At 63.0% G+C, this 20,578-nt stretch carries 19 protein-coding genes; 8 read left to right on the top strand and 11 right to left on the bottom strand.

Features of this window, described 5'->3' with window-relative positions; all coding sequences use genetic code 11:
• Nucleotides 1–5 precede the first annotated feature (5 nt).
• From AACZ17_RS01330 to AACZ17_RS01315, 4 genes are read right to left on the bottom strand one after another with little or no spacing between them, the layout of a single operon-like run.
• Entirely contained in the window at nt 6–947 is a 942-nt protein-coding gene (locus AACZ17_RS01330; protein WP_290744387.1) for a biotin-dependent carboxyltransferase family protein, read from the bottom strand.
• Complete coding sequence (gene pxpB / locus AACZ17_RS01325) at nt 944–1,651, bottom strand: 5-oxoprolinase subunit PxpB (RefSeq protein WP_290744385.1); 708 nt, start codon at nt 1,649–1,651, stop codon at nt 944–946. The genes AACZ17_RS01330 and pxpB overlap by 4 nt, the downstream gene beginning before the upstream one ends.
• Nucleotides 1,648–2,382: a 5-oxoprolinase subunit PxpA gene (locus tag AACZ17_RS01320; protein ID WP_290744383.1), complete on the bottom strand. Its 735-nt coding sequence runs from the start codon at nt 2,380–2,382 to the stop codon at nt 1,648–1,650. Before AACZ17_RS01320 ends, pxpB begins: the two co-directional genes overlap by 4 nt.
• 30 nt (nt 2,383–2,412) lie before the next feature.
• A complete protein-coding gene (locus tag AACZ17_RS01315) occupies nt 2,413–3,198 on the bottom strand; it encodes a putative hydro-lyase (protein ID WP_290744381.1) in 786 nt (261 codons plus the stop codon).
• A gap of 99 nt (nt 3,199–3,297) precedes the next feature.
• Between AACZ17_RS01315 and AACZ17_RS01310 the strand changes: the two genes are divergently transcribed.
• The 4 genes from AACZ17_RS01310 (at nt 3,298) to AACZ17_RS01295 (ending at nt 7,804) form a co-directional block, all read left to right on the top strand.
• On the top strand, nt 3,298–4,137 hold the full coding sequence (locus AACZ17_RS01310; RefSeq protein ID WP_290744379.1) for an acyl-CoA thioesterase domain-containing protein: 840 nt from the start codon (nt 3,298–3,300) through the stop codon (nt 4,135–4,137).
• A gap of 72 nt (nt 4,138–4,209) precedes the next feature.
• Complete coding sequence (locus AACZ17_RS01305) at nt 4,210–5,784, top strand: acyl-CoA synthetase (RefSeq protein WP_290744377.1); 1,575 nt, start codon at nt 4,210–4,212, stop codon at nt 5,782–5,784.
• A gap of 82 nt (nt 5,785–5,866) precedes the next feature.
• Complete coding sequence (locus tag AACZ17_RS01300) at nt 5,867–7,531, top strand: DUF3336 domain-containing protein (protein ID WP_290744375.1); 1,665 nt, start codon at nt 5,867–5,869, stop codon at nt 7,529–7,531.
• Nucleotides 7,532–7,558: 27 nt separating this feature from the next.
• Nucleotides 7,559–7,804 carry a DUF2164 domain-containing protein gene (locus AACZ17_RS01295; protein ID WP_290744373.1) on the top strand — a complete coding sequence of 82 codons (246 nt, stop codon included), beginning with the start codon at nt 7,559–7,561 and terminating at the stop codon, nt 7,802–7,804.
• A 4-nt stretch (nt 7,805–7,808) separates the two neighbouring features.
• Here AACZ17_RS01295 and AACZ17_RS01290 read toward each other — a convergent pair whose 3' ends face one another.
• From AACZ17_RS01290 to AACZ17_RS01280, 3 genes are all read right to left on the bottom strand, one after another.
• Nucleotides 7,809–8,441 carry a flavin reductase family protein gene (locus AACZ17_RS01290; RefSeq protein ID WP_290744371.1) on the bottom strand — a complete coding sequence of 211 codons (633 nt, stop codon included), beginning with the start codon at nt 8,439–8,441 and terminating at the stop codon, nt 7,809–7,811.
• Between the two features lie 9 nt (nt 8,442–8,450).
• A complete protein-coding gene (locus tag AACZ17_RS01285) occupies nt 8,451–8,789 on the bottom strand; it encodes a DUF393 domain-containing protein (protein WP_290744369.1) in 339 nt (112 codons plus the stop codon).
• Between the two features lie 101 nt (nt 8,790–8,890).
• On the bottom strand, nt 8,891–9,910 hold the full coding sequence (locus AACZ17_RS01280) for a phosphotransferase family protein (RefSeq protein ID WP_290744367.1): 1,020 nt from the start codon (nt 9,908–9,910) through the stop codon (nt 8,891–8,893).
• 180 nt (nt 9,911–10,090) lie between these two features.
• On the opposite strand from AACZ17_RS01280, the gene AACZ17_RS01275 reads away from it, so the two are divergent.
• Nucleotides 10,091–11,791 carry a class I adenylate-forming enzyme family protein gene (locus AACZ17_RS01275; RefSeq protein WP_290744365.1) on the top strand — a complete coding sequence of 567 codons (1,701 nt, stop codon included), beginning with the start codon at nt 10,091–10,093 and terminating at the stop codon, nt 11,789–11,791.
• On the opposite strand, the gene AACZ17_RS01270 is transcribed toward AACZ17_RS01275, so the two are convergent.
• Nucleotides 11,792–12,565: a ferredoxin--NADP reductase gene (locus tag AACZ17_RS01270; RefSeq protein ID WP_290744363.1), complete on the bottom strand. Its 774-nt coding sequence runs from the start codon at nt 12,563–12,565 to the stop codon at nt 11,792–11,794.
• 114 nt (nt 12,566–12,679) lie between these two features.
• On the opposite strand from AACZ17_RS01270, the gene AACZ17_RS01265 reads away from it, so the two are divergent.
• Nucleotides 12,680–13,564 carry a LysR substrate-binding domain-containing protein gene (locus AACZ17_RS01265; RefSeq protein WP_290744361.1) on the top strand — a complete coding sequence of 295 codons (885 nt, stop codon included), beginning with the start codon at nt 12,680–12,682 and terminating at the stop codon, nt 13,562–13,564.
• A gap of 32 nt (nt 13,565–13,596) precedes the next feature.
• Entirely contained in the window at nt 13,597–14,145 is a 549-nt protein-coding gene (locus tag AACZ17_RS01260) for a SprT-like domain-containing protein (protein WP_290744359.1), read from the top strand.
• A 7-nt stretch (nt 14,146–14,152) separates the two neighbouring features.
• Here AACZ17_RS01260 and AACZ17_RS01255 read toward each other — a convergent pair whose 3' ends face one another.
• Genes AACZ17_RS01255 through AACZ17_RS01245 form a run of 3 tightly spaced genes read right to left on the bottom strand, consistent with a single transcriptional unit; the run spans nt 14,153 to nt 19,255 of the window.
• The gene (locus AACZ17_RS01255) at nt 14,153–17,038 is read right to left on the bottom strand and encodes a DUF748 domain-containing protein (protein ID WP_290744357.1); all 2,886 of its coding nucleotides are present in this window, start codon (nt 17,036–17,038) and stop codon (nt 14,153–14,155) included.
• Nucleotides 17,039–17,087: 49 nt separating this feature from the next.
• The gene (locus AACZ17_RS01250; protein WP_290744356.1) at nt 17,088–18,086 is read right to left on the bottom strand and encodes an AraC family transcriptional regulator; all 999 of its coding nucleotides are present in this window, start codon (nt 18,084–18,086) and stop codon (nt 17,088–17,090) included.
• Nucleotides 18,086–19,255, bottom strand: coding sequence for a GGDEF domain-containing protein (locus tag AACZ17_RS01245; RefSeq protein ID WP_290744355.1), 1,170 nt, complete (start codon nt 19,253–19,255; stop codon nt 18,086–18,088). The genes AACZ17_RS01250 and AACZ17_RS01245 overlap by 1 nt, the downstream gene beginning before the upstream one ends.
• 131 nt (nt 19,256–19,386) lie before the next feature.
• Here AACZ17_RS01245 and AACZ17_RS01240 point away from each other — a divergent pair, with 131 nt between their 5' ends.
• Entirely contained in the window at nt 19,387–20,562 is a 1,176-nt protein-coding gene (locus tag AACZ17_RS01240; RefSeq protein ID WP_290744354.1) for an acyl-CoA dehydrogenase family protein, read from the top strand.
• Nucleotides 20,563–20,578: the final 16 nt, after the last annotated feature.

Raw genomic sequence — 20,578 nt, 5'->3', positions numbered from 1 at the left:
GGTTCTCACTCCTCGGGCAGTGGCTGCAGGGGCAGGTGTTGTAGCCGCCAGTGGTGCATATGCAGGGCATTGTGCGCCGCATGGGGACTGACTGCGGCAAAGTGCACCGTGCCCCCGGGGATCAACTGGCTCATGCGGGATGCATCGATGGAGATCGCCGAACCCAGCTTGGGATAGCCGCCAATGGTCTGCCGGTCGTTCAGCAGCACAATCGGTTGGCCGTCTGCCGGCACCTGAATGGCGCCGAGGCAGATACCTTCGGAGACGATGCCCGCGATGTCGCAGCGAATCTCCGGGCCCTCCAGGCGATAGCCCATGCGATCGGCGCGTTGCGATACGGACCAGGCCGCGCTGTAAAAGCGTCGCTGTTGCAGGCGGTCGAAATGCTGCTGCTGGTAACCCGGGACCACGCGAACAGTCAGTTGCCCGGCGTAATGGGGCCTCTCGGCAGGCGGCACACACAGGCGTGGACGCCGGGTATCACTGCGGCAGGGCAGGACGTCGTCGGGTGCCAGTTTCTCACCGCGCAGTCCCCCGATGCCCTCACGCAGGACGGTCGCGGTGCTACCGAACTGCGGCGCCACCTGAAAGCCATCGACCACACCGAGGTAATTTCGGCAACCCCGCTGGGGGTGGCCCAATTGCACCCGGTCGCCCCTGTGCACCCGGTGGGTGGTCCACAGGTCTGCGGGCTTTCCATTGACGAGGAGGGGGGCATCAGCACCGGTTACACAGAGCAGGGTGTCCGTGTCCACATCCACCTCAAGGCCACCAAAACTGCATTCGAGCAGCGTGCAGTCGGCGCTGTTGCCGAGCAGCCGCTGGCAGAGCAGAAAGGCTTCCAGATCCATGGGGCCGCCTGTGGTGAGGCCCAGGTGATGCTGGCCAAAGCGCCCGCGATCCTGCAGCAGGCTGAGCACGCCGGGTTGGCGGACGCGCAGGCTCATGACAGTTCACCGCCCAGCGCCAGAAAACGCTCTCGATCAATCGGCTCGAAGCGAACCCGGTCGCCTACGGCAACCGGCATGGGCGGAGTGTGTTCTGGATCGAACAGGCGTTGCGGGCAGTTGCCAATCAGGTTCCAGCCGCCCGGCGAAACGGCGGGATAGACCGCGGTCTGGCGATCGGCGATGGCCACGGCTCCGCGCGGCACACGTTTTCGGGGTGTAGCCAGTCGCGGTGCGGCGATCCGCGGGTCGACGTGGCCGAGGTAGGCGAAGCCGGGAGCAAAGCCAATGGCATAGACGGTGTACGCGGTTGCACTGTGCAGCGCAATCACCTCCTCGATAGCGAGCCCGCACTCCCTGGCCAGCCGCTCCAGGTCTGCGCCGCTCTCGGCGCTATAATACACCGGTAACACGATTTCCCGGCCACCCTCGGCGGCGATGGCTTCGTCAATGACCGGCTGCAGGGACTGCAGTCGCTGTGTGACGCTCAAATGGTCTGTGCGCAGGGCATCGTAAATCACCAGCAATGATGCGTAGGATGGGACGAGGTCAATCAGGTCATCGCCCAGGGTGTCGCGAGCAGCCTCCACGGCCGCTCGTACCTGTGCCGCCTCGCGCGGGCCGGCAGGTTCGTCGCCCGCCTCAGTCGCAAAGGAGATCAGGATCGCATTCTCACCGGCGTGTCGCAGCTGCATGGCTGTCATGCGCCCCCTGCAATCAGCTGCCTTATCTCCTGAATGGCGTTTACACCTTCGGGATTGTCGCCGTGTACGCAGAGCGAGTCTATGGCCAGCACCAGGGACTTACCGCCATGGGTGGTGACACTGCGGTGTTCGAGGATCTGCCGCACCTGATCCAGCATGCGCTCTCGCGTGTGCACGGCGTCGGGCAGGCGCCGGGACCGCAGGTGACCGTCGTCGGCATAGCAACGGTCTGCGAAGGCCTCGAAGAGCAGGGTCAGGCCGAATTCCCTCGCCTCCTCGCGGTGGCTCTCCGCCTGCGGCGTCGCCTGCAGCATCAGGTCCAGCGGTCTGTGATAGCCAGCCACGCTGCGCATGACCGCTGTGCGCACAGCGCGGTCGGCCATCATGTCGTTGTACAGGGCCCCGTGGGGTTTCACGTAAGTGATCTGCAGGCCGTGGCAGGCAGCCATGCCGTCCAGTGCAGCGATCTGGTAGCGCAGGCTACTGGCCAACTCGTCTTCGCTGAGGGCCATGCTGCGACGGCCGAAGCCGACCAGGTCCGGATAGGCCGGGTGAGCGCCCACGCCGACCCCGTGTCGCGCTGCCAGCGCCAGCGTGCGGTCGATGGTCAGCGGGTCGCCGGCGTGGAAGCCGCAGGCAATGTTGGCCTGGTCGATATGGGGCATGACCGCGTCGTCCAGGCCCATACGCCAGCTTCCATAACTTTCGCCGAGATCACAGTTGAGCAACATGCAGTCGACTCCTGTCAGGGGCGTGGTCGATCAGAGTACGGCCAGCTGGCTGTTGCGCAGGTCGGTAACCAGCATGCAGCCGGGGCTGTGGGTGATTGCCAGGGGCGGTTTTGCCTGTTCCAGCGCCACCTGGGGGGTTACCCCGCAGGCCCAGAATACCGGAAGCTCGTCCGCGGCAATAGTCACCGCGTCGCCATAGTCGGGGCGGTGCAGGTCGGCAATGCCGATCAGGGACGGATCGCCGAGGTGAACCGGAGCGCCGTGCACGGCGGGGAACCGGGTGCAGATCTGGATAGCGCGTATCGCGTCAGCAGCGCGCATCGGGCGCATGCTCACCACCATATTGCCGGCAAAGGGGCCGGCCGCTGTGCAGGGCAGGGTGCTGCGGTACATTGGCACGTTGACGCCCTCCGAGACATTGCGCACTTCCAGTCCGTCCGCGAGCAGGGCCTCTTCAAAGGAAAAGGAACAGCCGAGGGCGAAGGTCACCAGGTCCGGTTGCCAGAGGGCATGCAGGTCCGCACGTTCCTCTTCGAAAACACCGTTGCGGAAGACGCGGTAACGGGGTACGTCGCTGCGGATATCGATGTCGCCGAAGCGCGGCAGGGCGGTGTCTCCCGGTGCCGCGCTGACCGCCAGCAGGGGGCAGGGCTTGGGATTGGCCTGGCAAAAACGCAGGAAATCATGCGCCCACGCCTGTGGCAGGATGACGATGTTGCACTGGACAAAGCCGGGCGCACAGCCCGAGGTGTTGCCCGTGTGCTCGCCGCCGCGAATGCGTTGGCGCAGTGCCGCAGGGGTCAGTGACGCTTGCATTGAAGTCCTCGGTTGTCAAACGGGAAAGGCGTGTGGAGCCGACGCGCTGTATCCCGGATAATGTTCACCCCATCGTTTGCATCATAGTGGATTAACCTCATGCTCGACCAGCTGTTACAGGTATTGACCCCGCGACCCGTCAGTGAGGATGTCTTTGTCGCCGACAACATGCATCCCAGGGCGCCCCGTGTCTTTGGTGGGCAAGTGTTGGCGCAGGCGCTGCAGGCGGCGGCCGCCACGGTGCGTGCCGAACGCGCGGTGCACTCGCAACACGCCTACTTCCTGCGTCCGGGTGATCCCGCCGAGGCTATCCGCCTCGAGGTGGATCGGGCGCTCGACGGCGGCAGCCTGAGCTCGCGACGCGTGGTGGCACTGCAGCGCGGCAAGCCGATACTGGTGTCTTCGGTATCCTTCCAGACAACCGGCGCCGGCGATGACTTCCAGCGCTCGGCACCTGACGTGCCGCCGCCGGAAAGCCTGCCCAGCGAACGGCAACGTGCCCTGGAATCCGGTGACATCGACGACGCGTTTCCGCTGGTGACCGGGGAGGACCTTGATGTGCGCATGCTGACGCCCGTGGACTGGCACAATCCGCACCCGCTGCCGCCGTCTCTGGCACTTTGGGTCAGGGCCAATGGTCGGGTAGACCACCCGGATTCGGTGCATGCGAGTCTGCTCGCGTATTTCTCCGACACGCTGATGATTGATGTCTGCCTCGCCGCCACCGGGCGCTCCTTCCTGCAGCAGAACCTGCAAGTGGCCAGCCTCGACCATGCCCTCTGGTTCCACGCGCCGGTACGTGCCGATGAGTGGCTGCTGCATACGGTGGAGGCGGAGCGCGTGGCGGCGGGTCGCGGCCTTGCGCACGGCCGCTTCTTCAACCGCGACGGTGTGCTCGTGGCATCCGTGTCCCAGCAGGGCCTGATGCGGCAGCGCTGATACGTTGCCACGCTGCATGCGGCGTCTTATGATGGCCCGCCACATCGCCTAGACAGCAGCAAGGATCGTGACATGCCACACCCCGCCATCACTGCCGAAACCTATCCCCACAAGCCTGCCATCATCATGGGTGGCTCTGGCGAGGTGGTCACCTATGCCGAGCTCGACGAGCGCAGCAACCAGGCGGCACAGTTGTTCCGCTCTCTGGGGCTGAAGAAGGGTGACCACATCGGCATGATGCTGGTGAACTGTCGCCAGTTTCTGGAAATCTGCTGGGGTGCGCAACGGGCCGGCCTTGTGTTCACGCCGATCAGCACCCACCTGAAGCGGGATGAAACCGCCTATATTCTGGAGAACTGCGGGGCAAAACTGTTCATTGCGTCCCACGCACTGGCAGCGGTCGCCGGCGAAATCCTTGCACTGGAGACATCGGCGATCCAGCACTTTTATATGGTGGACGGCCTTGCCGACGGCTACGAGTCATGGGATGACAGCATTGCCCTGCAGCCCGCCGAGCGCATCGTCGACGAGGCCAATGGCGTTCCCATGCTCTACTCGTCGGGCACAACCGGCAAGCCCAAAGGCGTGTTTCTGCCGCCGCCCAGTGACGATGTCAATGCGCCGCACCCGCTGGCGGGCACACTCGGGGCCGTGTTCGGCTTTGGCGAGGAAACTGTCTACCTGTCGCCGGCGCCCCTGTATCACGCCGCACCGTTGCACTACAACATGATGACGCTGTACCAGGGCGGTACTACGGTGGTCATGGAGAAGTTCGATGCGGAAGCCGCGCTGGCGCTTATCGAAGAACATCGAGCGACCCACAGCCAGTGGGTGCCGATCATGTTTGTGCGCATGCTGAAGCTGCCCGAGGAGGTACGCAAGCGCTACGACGTGAGCAGCATGCAGTTTGCGATCCACGCCGCGGCGCCCTGTCCGGTGGAGGTCAAGGAACAGATGATCGCCTGGTGGGGCGAGGTCATTGTCGAATACTACGCGGCCAGCGAGGGCATTGGCATCACCATCATCGATTCTGCGAACTGGCTTACACACAAGGGTTCTGTCGGCCCCGCCCTGGTGGGCGCGGTACACATCGTGGATGATGAGGGCAATGAATTGCCGCCCGGGGAAATCGGCACCGTCTATTTCAGCGGCGACCAGGCCCAGTTCAACTACCACAAAGAGCCGGGCAAGACTGCCGAAGCCTTCAATGAGCGCGGCTGGGCGACAACGGGCGACGTGGGCTACGTCGACAGGGATGGCTTCCTCTACCTTACGGACCGCAAGAATTTCATGATCATCAGCGGCGGTGTGAACATTTACCCGCAGGAAATCGAGAATCTGCTCATCACCCACGAGAAGGTCGCGGATGTCGCGGTGTTTGGCATTCCCAATGACGAGTTCGGTGAAGAGGTGAAAGCGGTCGTACAGCCAATGAACTGGGCGGATGCCACTGACGAGGTGGCCATCGAAATCATGGAATGGCTGCGCGAACGCATCTCCCATATCAAGCTGCCGCGCTCGCTGGATTTCCACCAGCAGCTGCCGCGCATGGACAACGGCAAGCTCTACAAGCGGCATCTGGTCGAAGAATACCGCGGGGCGCACCGTGATCTGCCGAAAACCGGGGAGAACGACACGCCTTCCTGATGGGGTGTGGCCAGAATTAACCTGTAACGCGTGTGGTCTTTGCAGTATGCTTGGGGCAAGGTCTCCGGCAACGAGGTAGCCAATGAGAACATCACGCAAACTTGCCCAACTGGAACGCCAGATGGCGAGTTGTTCATCGTACGAAGAGTGGCGTGAAGCCGCCATTGCCCATGACGAGCTGTCCGGCAAGCGCCGCTGGCGTGAGGTGGACCAGACCACGCAGTACGATTACAGCCAGATTCGCCTGCGCCTCGACCGTCTGCGCAGCCTGCGTTCCCGGCACGACTATCAGGGCCTGCTGTTCACCCTGAACGAGGGCATCCACGGCAATATGGGCGGCATGGGCCGTAGCTCGCTCTACCAGAACGCCAAATTCGGCACGAAACACCTGATTGAGCAGTATATCGACGAGGTTGCGGACTCGCTGCGTTACCTCGCCGAACTGAAAAGTGACGATGTCACGCTGCAGCAAAAGCTCGACTTCTTTTACCGCGCCAATATCTGTTTTGGCCGTTCGGCCCTGATGTTGAGCGGCGGCGGCGTGTTGGGCTTCTATCATCTTGGCGTAGTCAAGACGCTGCTCGAGCAGGGCCTGTTGCCGCGGGTGATCTCCGGCTCCAGCGCCGGTTCACTGGTCGCGGGCGTGGTCGGGTCGCATACGGATGAAGAGCTGCGGCACTTTTTTGACCCCAGCAACGTGCATTTTGAGGCGGAGCGTGAAGCGAGTGTGTTCTCACGCATGTTTTTGGGTCGCAACCCGCAGATTGACGTGCGGGATCTGGAAAACATCGTCGCCCGGCTCATCCCGGAGATCACTTTCCAGGAAGCCTATGAAAAGACCGGGCGCCAGATCAGTATTACCGTTGCGCCCGCAGAGACCCATCAGCGCTCCAGGTTGCTGAATGCCATCACGTCGCCCAACGTCTACGTGCGTTCGGCGGTGATGGCGTCCTGTGCGGTACCGGGCGTGTTCCCGCCCGTGATGCTGATGGCGAAGAACGTGCACGGAGAGGCGCAGCCCTACCTGCCCACGCGCAAATGGGTGGACGGGTCCATTGCCGATGATCTGCCGGCAAAACGACTGTCGCGGCTATACAGCACCAACCACTATATCGTCAGTATGGTGAACCCGATTGCCACCCCGTTTTTGCGCGGCAATCGCAAGAGCAATGGCCTGAGTGCCGCCCTCGGCAGTCTGGGCGTGGGTATCGGCCGGGAAGTGCTTAACTTCTACCGCGGCATGGTGCAGAAAAACGGTGACAACTGGCCGCGTTTCAACCTGTTGATGAACGGTATTCACTCACTGATCGATCAGGAGTACAGCGGCGACATCAATATTGTGCCCAGCTTCCGCTGGTACAACCCGGCGAAGATTCTTTCTCACCTGTCTGAAAAGGAATTGGTGGCACTGATGGAGGGGGGCGCGCACTCGGCATTCCCCAACATTGAGGCGATCCGCATCTGCACCAAGATCAGCCGTACCATGGAAGAGATACTGAACCGCTTTGAATACGGTGATCTGCGGCCCGACAGTGGCCAGTACCGCCGACCGCGGGCGTCGCGGCGTCGGCCACCGCCGACGCGGGCGGATCGGGAAGCTCAGCGGGAACAATTCACGGCGCTGGAGGCTGCTGCCTCGAAGCCGCCTCGCAAGGCCGCCAAGGCGCGAGTCAAGTCGCGGCGCAAGAGCCCTTCAGCCCCCGGCAAGAAGGACGCGACGGGAGAGCCCGGGCGTGCGGTGGCATGATCCGGCCGCCCTGATGCGGGCCGCCGCATGAAACCCCTGGATTTCTCCCGGGAACAGAAAGAGCGTATGGCGGCGAAGGTCAAGCGCTACCTTAACGAGGAACTGCAGCAGGACATCGGCAGTTTCGATGCCGAGTTTCTGGTGGATTTCCTCGCTGAGGAGTTGGGACCGTATTTCTACAATCGCGGTCTGTCTGACGCCATGAGCCTGTTTACCGAAAAGATGGGCGAACTCGATTATCAGGTACAGGAGCTTGCCCAGGCCGAAGACTGAAACCTCAGTCGATGGCTCGCGGCGGCAGATCCGGTTTGGCGTAGGCCATGCGTCGCAGGCGTTGGGTGCTGTAGTAACTGTCCAATCCGCTGAGTGCGACGGTGCCTGCCGCGCTGATGTCTACGGAACCGTCGTCGGCAACGCAGTCATCAGGCACCTCCACCAGCACCACCTCCCCGATCAGCAGGTGCGTATCATTGATGCGCAGGTGCTGATGTTCCCGCAGCTGCAGGGCCATGCGCACGCTGGCCTCCTGCACAAAGGGCGCGGCAAACCCCTCCATCCAGTGCTCGCTCAGCCCCGTCGCTGCAAATTCCGATTGTTCTCGCGGATAGCGCGCCGCCGTCTGGTGTGCTGCCTCGATGAAGTGCTGCGCAACGTGGTTGATCGTGTAGCAGCGGGTGTCGAGGATGTTTTCCAGCGTGTGGCGTTCGACCGGGCTGGGTCGCATGATCATCGCCAGCAAGGGCGGATGAGAGCCGAGGTGCACGACCGAACTGATAATGGCGAGATTGCTGCTGCCAGCAGCGTCAGCGGTGCCCACCAGATTGGCCGGCTTGAAGCCGCTGAGCGAATTGATCAGGGCGGCGCGGTAGCGCGACGCCATGGTTGCGATGTCGTTTGCGGTGAAGCGCATGTGAACGTCCTAGTCGGGGTACAGGCGCCGGTAGCGGCGCTCTGCCCAGAAGCGGTAGATACTGTCGGCCAGTGGGCGAATCAGCGGCCAGCGCAGCCAGCGCCACAAGGGCCCCAGCCGGGTATGTTGCCAGGCCATGACATTGGCATCGATACCTGTCAGCAATTCACCGCTGGCTGTCTTCAGGTGCAGGGTTCTCAGCAGTGTCTCCCGGTCTGGAAGCCCATCTTCCTCGGCCAGGTTGTGGATGTCCTTGAGCTGGAGCTCGGCATCGCACAACTGCCCAAGTTTCGCCATTTCCCGGTTGCACAGCGGGCACTGGCCATCGTAGTAGAGCGTGTCAGGCATGCAGGGCACTCAGCGGGTTGAAAGCGTATGCCGGACAATACGCAGGTTTGGCGCCGCTGGATGCCTCGACACCGAGGCGCCAGCGCGCGGCACGGCTTAGCCTAGTGGATCAGGTCGACGGCCAGCTGTGACAGCGGTTCCACCAGGTTGCCCCTGGCGTCTGCTTCCTGACTGGAGGCGGTGCCTATCAGCGCCCGCTTCTTGATGCCCTGTACAATCGCAGCCAGGCGGAACAGCGAGAATACGAGGTAGAAATTCCAGTTCTCGATGCCTGCACGTCCGGTGCGCTCGCAGTAGCGTGCAATGTACTCCTCATCGCTGGGTATCCCCAGTGCCGCACGGTCCACACCGCCCAGGCCTTTCATTGCGCTGTCGCGGGGCAGCATCCAGGCCATGCACTGGTTGGCGAGATCGGCCAGGGGGTGGCCCAGGGTGGAGAGCTCCCAGTCCAGCAGGGCGATGACGCGCGGCTCAGTCGCGTGGAACATCATGTTGTCCAGCCGGTAGTCGCCGTGCACCAGGCTCACGGTGCCGTCATCCTCCGGCATGTTCGCAGACAGCCAGGTTATCAGGGTCTCCATGTTGGGCACGGTTCCGGTTTCCGAGGCGCGGTACTGGCGGGTCCAGCGTGCCAGTTGACGTTCAAAGTAGTTGCCCGGCTTGCCGTAGTCGGAGAGTCCTACGGCATCCACATCCACTGAGTGCAGGGCTGCCATGGTCTTGTTCATGGCATCGTAGAATGCACCGCGCTCTTCATTGCTGCCAGCCTCCGGGAGCAGCGGGTCCCAGAGGATGCGGCCCTCCATGAACTCCATGACGTAGAACATGGAGCCGATGACGGATTCGTCCTCACAGAGTACGTGGGTTCGGGGTACCGGCACGTCGGTATCCTGCAGTGCGCGGATCACACGAAACTCGCGGTCGACCGCGTGCGCAGACGGCAGCAACTCACCCGGGGGCTTGCGGCGCAACACGTAGGAGCGGCCGTCGGCGGTCAGTTTGAACGTGGGGTTCGACTGTCCGCCAGGGAACTTCTCCGCAGTCAGGCCATGCTGCATCCCGGGCAGGTAATCGGCCAGGTAAGCGGCGAGGCGTTTGGTGTCGAGTTGCTGCGAGCTCATGATATTCCCTGTCGTCATCGGTTAACGGGCTAGTCTGGCGAGGGGTAGCAGACGCTACAATGACACGGGGCGACAAAAATCTTGACCCGCGCCGACACTCGGCCGGGAGCGTTGAGCGGGCGTTCCCGTCCGGGTATGCTGCTGGCTCCTCCCGCAAACAAGTCTAACAGAGGTTTACGCGTGTACGAGCATTTGAAGCAGGCATGGCAACAGTTGACAGCCCCCGGGCAGCCGTTTGAAGTCGAAACCGTGACGGTTCGTGGGGTGCCAATCCGCAATTATCGGCACGCGCCGCCCTCGCTGCGGGAAATCTGGTTGAGCACCGCAGGTCATGCGGACCGGGAGTATCTGGTATACGGCGGCGAGCGCTGCACCTACAGCGAAGCACACACGTTCACCGCGAGCATCGCACGCTGGATGCACGATGCCGGGGTGCGCCCGGGTGATCGTGTGGCGATTGCCATGCGCAATTTTCCCGAGTGGATGCTCGCCTACTGGGCCGTGACCTCGATGGGAGCCGTGGTCGTTGGCATGAATGCCTGGTGGGTTGCGCAGGAAATGGCCTATGCGCTGGAAGACTCGGCGCCGACGCTGCTCATCTGTGACCGTGAGCGGCTGCAGCGCTTTTCCGAAATCCGTGAGCACTTCCCCGCGCTCAACGTGGTTGCCGTGCGTCTGCAGGATGAGGCGCCGGACTGGGCCACCGACTGGACGGAGTTGGTCAATGCGGCACCGGACATGCCCGCCGTCAGCATCGATCCGGACGATGACGCCTGTATTTTCTACACCTCCGGTACCACCGGACGACCAAAGGGGGCACGCCTGACGCACCGGGGCTGTGTCGCCAATGTCATGAATGTGGCATTTATCAATACGGTACAGCCCATGGCGGCTGCGTTGGCCAGTGGCAAGCCGCCGCCGGCGCCCGGCTCCGCGCCCGCGCCCAATGCCCTGCTGGCGACACCGCTGTTTCACGTGACCGCGAATAACTGTGTTGCCCATGCCACCACGCTGGCTGGCGGCAAGCTGGTACACATGTACAAGTGGGATGCGGCCGAGGCGCTGCGCCTGATTGAAGCGGAGGCCATAAGCAGCTTCACCGGGGTGCCGATGATGGCCCGAGAAATCCTGATGCACCCGGATTTTGCCCGTCGGGACACCTCGTCACTGCTGGTGCTGGGCGGCGGAGGCGCAGCGTTGCAGCCTGATCTGGTGGAAAAAATACAGACCCGGTCGCGCGCCGCCCGGCCCAATACCGGCTACGGCATGACGGAAACCTCCGGCATCATCGCTGCGGTTTCCGCGGATTTCTTTGTCGACAAGCCAGCCAGTGTCGGGCCAGCCATGCCTACCCTGGAGGTCAAGTGCGTAGGGCCCTCCGGTGAGGACCTGGGTGTCAATGCCATTGGCGAGCTGTGGGTGCGCGGCGCGCCGGTGATCAAGGGGTATCTGAACCGGCCGGACGCGACAGCGGAGACGATCACTGAGGGTTGGCTGCATACCGGCGACATCGCCCGGATTGATGAAGCCGGCTTTATTTTTCTGGTCGACCGCGCCAAGGATATGGTGCTGCGAGGCGGCGAAAACGTCTACTGTGCGGAAGTTGAAAACGCCCTCTTTGCGCACGATGCCGTGGCGGAGTGTGTGGTGTTTGCCGTCGCCGATGAACGACTCGGCGAGGAGGTGGGCGCTGCCGTGCATCTACACCCGGGTGCGGTGCTCGACGCCACGCAGCTGCGTGCCCACTGCGCCGGTCAGCTCGCTGCGTTCAAGGTTCCCCGCCATATCTGGTTCCTGGCGGAGCCGCTGCCGAGAAACGCCAGTGGCAAGTTTCTCAAGCGGGAGCTCCGCGAGACACTGCGCGTGGAGGACGCGCAGTGATCAGCTTTCCACAAAGGCGCGCTCGATCACGTAGTGCGCCGCCTTGCCGTGGCGCGATTCGTGGAAGCCCCGTGCATTGAGCAGCGTCCCCATGTCTTTCAGCATGCTCGGGCTACCACACAGCATGAAGCGGTCGTGTTCCGGGTCAATGTCCTGCAGGCCCACATCCGCGGGTAATTTGCCATTCCCCAGCAGGTCGGTCAGGCGCCCGGTATTGCGGTAGGGTTCCCGGGTCACGGTAGGGTAGTAGGTCAGCTTGCTGCGAATCTCCTCGCCGAGGTACTCGTGTTCGGGCAACCCCCGGGTGATGGTGTCCTGGTAGGCGAGTTCGCTGGCGTTGCGACAGCCGTGGGCCAGAACGACGCGCTCAAAACGCTCGTAAATGGCAGGGTCCTTGATGATGCTGAGAAAAGGGGCCAGCCCTGTGCCGGTACCCAGCAGGTACAGGTTACGCCCGGGAAGGAGGTTGTCGAGTACCAGCGTTCCCGTCGCCTTGCTGTTGACCAGCAGTTCGTCGCCGACACGGATGTTCTGCAGGTGCGAGGTGAGTGGACCATCTGCGACCTTGATACTGAAGAACTCCAACTGGTCTTCATAGTTGGCGCTGGCCATGCTGTAGGCCCGCAGCAGGGGGCGCCCCTCCCGCTCCAGCCCAATCATGGTGAAGTGGCCGTTCTCGAAGCGGAACCCCGGGTTGCGCGTGGTCTTGAAGCTGAACAGGCGGTCCGTCCAGTGGTGTACATCGGTGACCCGTTCCCGCAGTAGCGTGGCCATTGCTGATCTCCTGCCCGTGTTGACGTGATGGCGCAACTGTAGGCGGCATTTGTATATTGGTAAAACGAGTTTTATGAATATAATATATCGGTTTTAAAGATATATGGGCGCTGCATGCGTTACACCCTGAGGCAGCTGGAGGTCTTTGTGGCCACGGCACAGCATGAAAACATCAGCCGCGCGGCCTCGGCACTGGCGATGTCCCAGTCCGCAGCCAGTGGTTCACTGCGCGAGTTCGAGCAGCAATTTGATGTGCAGTTGTTTGACCGGGTGGGCAAGCGGCTGCGCCTGAGCGAATTGGGCCGCCAGCTGCGTCCGGCGGCCGAGGAACTGCTGGCGCGCGCGGGGGCGCTGGAGCAGGCGCTGTCAGGCGAGGAGGTCAGCGGTCGCTTGCAGGTGGGGGCCACGCTCACCATTGGCAACTACCTCGCAGTACCGATGATCGCCGCCTTCCGCGCCCGCTATCCAGCGGCCGACGTGGCGCTCAGCGTTGCGAACACCGCAGCGATCGCCGACAGGGTGGCACACTATGCGCTGGATATCGGCCTGGTAGAAGGGGAACTGAGTCACCCTGACCTGAGCTGTGAACCCTGGCAGATGGATGAACTGACCGTGTTCGCCGCTCCCGGCCACCCGCTGGCGCGAAAACAGGCGCTATCGGATGACGACCTGCTGGGGCTGGACTGGATCGTGCGCGAGCCCGGTTCAGGTACCCGACAAACCTTCGACCGCGCCATGCACGGTATTTTGCCCGCGCTGCGCATTGTCCTGGAACTGCAGCATACCGAGGCTATCAAGCGCGCTGTGGAAGCGGGTCTCGGGGTGGGGTGCCTGTCGCGAATCAGTCTGGTGGAGGCCTTTGCCCGGGGTTCACTGGTTCCCTTACGCGTCCCCGGACGTGATTTCACGCGGCGCCTGCATATCGTTCTGCACCGCCAGAAGTTTCACACTGCCGCCCTGCGCCAGTGGCTGGCACTGTGCCATGAACAGGCGCAGTGAACAGCCGCCGCGAAGGCAGGTACACTAGGTGCATGTTGAACGCCGATAACAACGGGCAGGTGCCCATTGAGCCGATTGACGCGGTGCAGCGCGGGCAGGTGGTCCAGGCAACGCAGCGCTGGGTAGACCAGGCCGCGCTGCTGCTGCAGCGTTCTCTGCCGCAGCCTGTGGTCCTCTTCGACCTGCGTGGCAGCACGGCTGGCATGTTCCGTGTACAGCGCGGGCTGTGCAGCATCCGCTACAACCCGTGGATCTTTGCCAGGCATTTTCAGGAGAACCTGCAACACACCGTGCCTCATGAGGTCGCTCATTACGCGGTGCATGTGCACTACCCGAACCGGCGCCTGAAACCACATGGACCACAGTGGCGGCGCATGATGCAGCTCTTCGGCGTGCCGCCGAAGGTGACCTTCGACCTGGCGCTGGACGGGGTGCCGATGCGCCGCCAGCAGCGCCATCCCTACCACTGCGGCTGTCGTGAGCACGCGGTCTCGACGGTGCGCCACAACCGCATGCGCGAGGGGCGCGCCCGCTATTTGTGCCGCTATTGCAAGGGTTTGCTGATACCGGTTGGCCAGTAGCGCCGCATCAGTCCACGGTGATGGCGAGCTCGACGCCGCTGAAAGGTTCTGCGGTGTCACTGTTCTCCGCCGGCACGATCTCCAGTCGCAACGCATCGACGCCTGTCTGCAGCAAGAAGTCCCGCGTCGTGGCGGCGCGCTGCTGCGCGAGTTGCACCAGTGCCGCGTCAGGTACTGGCCACTGGTCGCGGACGATGCGCGCCTGTTGTAATACGGACGGTGCGTCTGCCGTCTCTCCGTTCGGGGGAGGCAGCGCAAGCCCGCCATAGAGATCGCGTATTGTATCTTCCCAGGCTCGCGTGCGGTCGCGGATGTCTTCGACGGCCAGGCCGGCCTCAAGCAGGGCGGCGTCGAACAGCTGGCGCTGTAACTGCGTGCGATCGCTGTCCAGTTCCAGGCGGCCGCTAATCTGCAAGTGCAATTCCGGCCTTTGCTGCATGGCGGCGGCGAGGTCTCGCAGCTTGCCCTCGCCATGTGTGTCCAACGCGCTGCTGCCAGCGGCGTAATCCACGGTGTCCAGATCCTCGCTGCTGCCCACGAGGTTCGCAAGCAGGGCGAAGGGCGCGGTAACCGCTTTGGTCAGCAGGTTGACAAAGGCGCCGGCAATGACGCTGCCCAGGCTGAACTGGGGGTTGTTGACATCGCCGCTGACGGGCACGGCGATATCGATAACCCCGTTGCTGTCGGTAAGCAGGGCAATCCCCAGTCGCAGGGGCAGATCCATCGCCTTGCTGCTGTCCACCCGTTCCCCCAGTTGCAATTGCTTGATGACGATCTGGTTGTTGCCCTGTAGACGGTCATCCTCCAGGCCGTACTGCAGGTCAGCGGTCATCACGCCATCTTCGATCGCGTAACCGGCATAGGTGCCCGAGTAGGGCGTCAGGCGCGACATGTCCAGGCCCCGGAAGTGCAGGGCGAGGTCGAGTGCAGGCGGGCTCTGTAACGGCCTCGCCGTGCCCTCAAGCGTTACCGGTGCATAGCCGTCCACCGAGCCCTTAAGGTCCACTGTCAGTGCCTGGCCGGGGCGGGTGCTGAGGTTGCTGAGCGTGCCATCCAGGTCGCCAATCACCGCGCGGAAGCGAATGGGCAGCGACTCGTCGAGGAAATCCAGCGTGCTGTTGGCTACAAAGATCGCCGGCAGGTCAGCTGTCCATGCGGCTTCGGGCTCGGCCGCCGCGACGGCTTCCCCCCCGTCTTGCGGCGCGTCCCCATCCGGTGCCTCTGCGCTGTTCGCAGCGTTCTCAGCGAGCAGGCGCTGCAGGTTGATCTGTCCATCCTCCTCAATGTGTAACTGGCCTTCGTAGCCTTCGATGTGGAGTTCGGCAAGGTTGACGCTGCGTGCCTCAGGCTGCACCGCCAGACCGGTCCAGGAAACGCTGTCCCAGCGGGTCAGCGCATTTTCCGCACCGCGCAGGCGCATGGAGAAATCGCTGACAGCCCCGTCCGCAGTGATACTCTCGGGAAAGAAGTTCAGCAGCTGTACGGTGCCGCTGGTGCGCGCCTCGCCGCTGCTGATCCGGGCCTGCAGGACATCGGGGAGATTGGGGGCGAACCAGGCCAGGGGGAGCGCCTCCAGGGCGAAGGCGATATCCCCGGAGCCGTCGCCTGCATGCAGTGCACCCGCGAGGTCGACACGGGCCGCGTCATTGACCTTAAGTGACAGGGTCAGCGCCGAAGGCGCGGTAGCGGGCCAGTGCAGGTTCCGCAGTTCGGCGGTGACAGGTGTAAAGCGCAGCAGCGCCGGGTCGGTGAACTCGCTGCGCCAGCGCAGTTCGCCCTGCTGCAGGGCGGCGAGTTTGAGCCGCAGTGTCCAACCCATCTCTGTCGGTTCGGCGGGCGCTTGCGGCGTGGTGCCCGGGGCCTGCTCCGCAGCGACGGGCAGCAGCATGTCGGTCAGGCTGACACGGTTCCCTTCGCTCCAGCCCTCGACCGTCAGTCCGTTGATGCCAAGCCTGTCCAGGGTGACTGTCTGCGGTGTGCTGTCTACGGCAACGCCGGTCACCTGAAGGGTTTGCAGTGTGATCCCTGTGTCCGGCAGCTGCGCCACCTGTTCGGGCGCGAGGGTGATGTCGCTGAGTGTCAGGGCGCCGCCCGCTACGGTGTAGCGCAGTGCCTCCGACCAGTCCACCGTGTAGTCGAGCCCCAGGTCAAGCTGTCCGCTGTGCAGCTCGAAGGCTACCCAGGGTCCGGCAAACCGCAGCGCGGGTCGCAGGTCGATGTGCTTCAGTTGCAGGTGGCCGCTGCTCTGCCCGGCGGGGATGGACAGTTCGCCCTCCCAGCGCAGCTCGCCGCCACCCTCGGTGCCGGCGCGCAGTTGGTAGGGCTGGCCCCCTGGCTTCACCGTCGACAGATCCGTTATCGCGAAGCTGAATCCGTCCAGGTGCGTGCTGTAGGTATCAGGGTGCAGGTGATCGGTTACCGCGATGCGTGTGGCGTCGAGGGACAGCTCTCCGATGGTGATGCCGGGCAGCGCAGTGTCCTTTTCCGCCGGCTCGCTATCGCTGTTCTGTGGCAGGAAGTCGGCGATGTTCAGCGCGCCGCCTGCCTGCCGTCTCAGATGCAGGTCGAGACCGTCCAGGGCGACGCCATCCAGCACCAGGCCACGCCCGGCCAGTGAGGCCAGTGACAGATTTACCTCGGCATGACTGAAGGCCAGAAATGGACCACCCTCCGGCTCGCTGAGTGTCGCTTCGCGCACCTCGACAGCGAGCGTAAAGGGGTTGAAGAGAATCAGTTCGGTACCCAGTTGTCGACCGTAGTGATCCTGCAGGAATCGGTGCGGCAGGATGTTGAGTGCCGGCAGTACAATCAGCACGCTGCAGGCTAGATACACGACCCAGGCAAACAACAGCCCTTTCACGACGCGGTACACGGATTGACCTCCAGAAGTCATGGTCGGCTGCCTACTATACGGCAATTGCGACTGTGATCGCAGGGTGCGCCTAGAGGCCCTTGCGGTAGGTGTAGGGCGTCAGGCCGGTCCAGCTCTTGAATGCGCGGATAAACGCACTGGCCTCGGAGAAACCCGAGCGGTGGGCAATTTCCTCAATCGAGATGCCCTGTTTGCCGAGATAGTGCAGCGCCGTGTCGCGCCGCAGCTGGTTCTTGATGTCCTTGAAGGTGGTGCCCTCGGCGGAGAGTCGACGCCGCAGTGTCTGCGGGTGAATATCCAGGATCTCGGCAACGGTGCTCAACTCTGGCATTTCGTGCAGGCTGTGGCGGATCTGGTCGCGAACCCGCGCAGTCCAGCTGTTGCGCGGGAAATCCTGGGTGAGCATCATCAGTGCCGGGTGCCGCAGATAGTGACGCAGTCCCTGCTCAGACTGTGTGATGCGCTTTTCCATCAGGTTCGCCGAGAACACCAGTTCACAGTGTTCGGCCTCGAAGTGAACCGGATTGGCGAGGAACATGTGCCGATAGTCTTCTGGGCGTGCTGCGGGCGGGTAACTCAGGTTGACTGCCTGGATCGGCAGGTGCTCCTGCACCAGCCAGCTGCCGAACCGGTGGGCATTGAACAGCATGAGCTCCACGGGCCAGGGCTCCAGCGCGGTGGTGCCATGCGCCTGCAGACGCAGCTGAACTGCGTCCGCCTCTTCGATAAAACCGGGCCAGGGCGACGAGTCGAACAGCTGGAAAAAGCGGCAGTAGCGATTCAGAGCCTGCCCCAGCGTTTCGCAGCCGATCACCGCATGGCACATCATGGACCATGTGCCGATGGGCAGCCGGCGCGAGGAATAGCCGAGGGATTCATCCTGCATGGCGAGCATGGTACTCACCTGAAGGTCGGCGTAGCGCTCGATGGAAATGCGCGCACCTTCCTCGAGCAGCAGTCGCGGAGAGATGCGATTCTTGCGCAGCAGCTCCATCGGGTCGAGCCCAATCGCCACCGCGTTGCGCAGCACTGCACGCGCAAAGTACACCGAGATCGACAGGTCACGCATCAGGCGGGCCTGCCATTGCGCGAGATCTGCATCGGTTTGTGCTCGACAGCCGCCACGCGATTACGCCCGGTGTGCTTGGCGAGCGTCAGCGCCCGTCGAGCGTCGGCGCAGAGTTGTTCCAGCGTGCCTTCGGCCCGTGTGTCGGCGACGCCCAGGCTCACGGTCAGGGGTATGGGGTGCTCATCGACATGCAGCCCTGAGGTGGCAAGGTGCTGCTGGATGCGCTCGGCCAGCCTGCGGGCCGAGTCGAGGGTGGAGTTGGGCAGGACAGCGAGGAAGGTGTCGTCGTCGTAGCGGGCAATGGCGTCGCTGGCGCGACATTCCGCCTCAAGGCAGCGCGCCACCTGCTGCAGTGCCCGGTCGCCTGCGCCGTCACCGAAATTATTGTTCAGCTGGCGCATGTGGTCGATGTTCAGCATGATCGCCGCGGTGGGCTGCCCGTGTCGGGCAGCGTTCGCCAGGGTGACGTGCAGTGCGCTTTCCAGACCGCGTCGATTGAGCAGCCGGGTCAATGGGTCGAGTGTATTCATGCGTCGCAGTTGCGCTTGCTGTTCCAGCAGAACCGCAGCGAGATAGCCCAGGACAATGAGCACGTGCGCGGCCCCCAGCAGTGTCGCGGCGGCGCCGCCAAAGGGCTGGGGTGTTCCGGTGTGCAGCTGGCGCAAGGACTCGAGCATTGCAAGGCACAGGAGGAGCCCGGCCACTGCGACCAGCGCGTCCCCCGCATTGCGTTCGCGCCAGCTGCGCCGCGCATGCAGCACAGCCAGTGCACCGCCGAGGAGGATGCTGCTTGCAGCATAGACCTGTGCGGAGCGCGGTGGCGCCAGCGCCAGTACACCCAGGCTGCTGGCAGCGACCAGCAGCCCGAGCAGCACACGGCCGGTGCCCGCAGCACTGCGCGACATACCGGCGAGAAGCAGCAGGCTGCTGCTCAGCAGTGATGCGACAAAGGGGACGGACGGCGGCACAGAGAACGCCGTGAGACCGGTCACTGCTGCGGCTGCGCCGGCGAACAGTGCCAGCAGGAAATAGAGGGTGAACAGCCCCAGCCCTGCGGGGGGTGGCCTAACACCACTCAACACGTGCAGAATGAACAACTGGGACCCGACCAGCGCAAACATTGCGCCGTAGTGCAGGGCGTTGATGGTATCGAACAGGCTACTCGTCATGTCGGGCTAGGGCTCGGCCGCAGAGGGCTGTCAGTTTAAGTCAATAAAATTGTCTGCACGGGTCATTGTTGCTCTGTTCCATGCTCACCATACTGCGGTGTTGTTCCTGTAACTACCAGAGGCAATTGATCATGTTGCAACGCGATTTCACGGACGAGCAGATCATGTTCCGTGATGCCTACCGCAAGTTCCTCGCTGCGGAGATTGTGCCACATATGGAGGCCTGGCGAGAGGCAGGCATTGTCGACCGTTCTGCTTTCCGCAAGGCCGGTGAGAAGGGCTTTCTGATGGTGTGGCCGGAAGAGAAGTATGGCGGCATGGGAGACCCGGACTTCCGCTTCGAGCAGATCATCATTGAGGAGGCGGCCTACGCGCGTACGGGGGACTGGTACAGCACGCTGCACAGTCGGTTGGTTGGACCCTACTTCACCCGTTTCGGCAATGAGGAGCAGTGCCAGCGTTTTCTGCCGCGCTGCGTGAGTGGAGAGTGCATTCTCGCTGTTGCCATGACCGAGCCCGACGCCGGCAGCGATCTGGCCGGCATGCGCTCCAGCGCGGTGGAGCATGATGATCACTGGGTGCTGAACGGTTCCAAGACGTATATTTCCAACGGCATCAACGCCGATGTGGTGATTGTTGCCGCAAAAACCGATCCCGAAAACAATCCCCATCACATGACTCTGTTTCTCGTTGAACGGGGTATGGAGGGCTTTGAGCGTGGGCGCAACCTGAAGAAGATGGGCCTGAAGGCGCAGGATACCGCCGAGCTGTTCTTCAACGATGTCAAGGTGCCGAAGGCCAATGTCCTGGGCGAGCCTGGCAAGGGGTTTATCTACCTGATGGAGGGGCTGGCGGAGGAGCGCCTGATCGGAGCCTGTGGCTACCTGTCGGCGGCGCAGCTCTCCTGGGATCTGACCGCAGAGTTCGTGCGCGAGCGCAAGGCTTTTGGCAAGCCGCTGGCGGCGTTCCAGAATACCCAGTTCAAACTGGCGGAAATGCGTACACAGCTCGATATTGCACAGATTTTTGTCGACCAGTGCGTGCGCGCGTTTAATAATGGCGCGCTGACGGCTGTGGACGCCGCCAAGGCCAAGCTGGTTACCAGTGAGTTGCAGGTTGCCGCTGCGGACCTCGGTGTGCAGCTGCACGGCGGCGCCGGGTATATGGATGAATACCCGATCAGCCGCCAGTGCACGGATGCCAAGATCTCGACGATATACGCAGGCAGCTCCGAGGTGATGAAGATCATCATCAGCCGTGACTGTCTCTCGGACAACTACACGCCGTTCAACACGCGGAATTTCTGATCACAGCAACACTGAC

Origin of the sequence: uncultured Haliea sp. (assembly GCF_963973825.1) — a bacterium.
Classification (GTDB): Bacteria; Pseudomonadota; Gammaproteobacteria; order Pseudomonadales; family Halieaceae; genus Haliea.
Note: the sequence above shows the minus strand (reverse complement) of the source record. Positions and strands in the feature narration are given on the sequence as shown.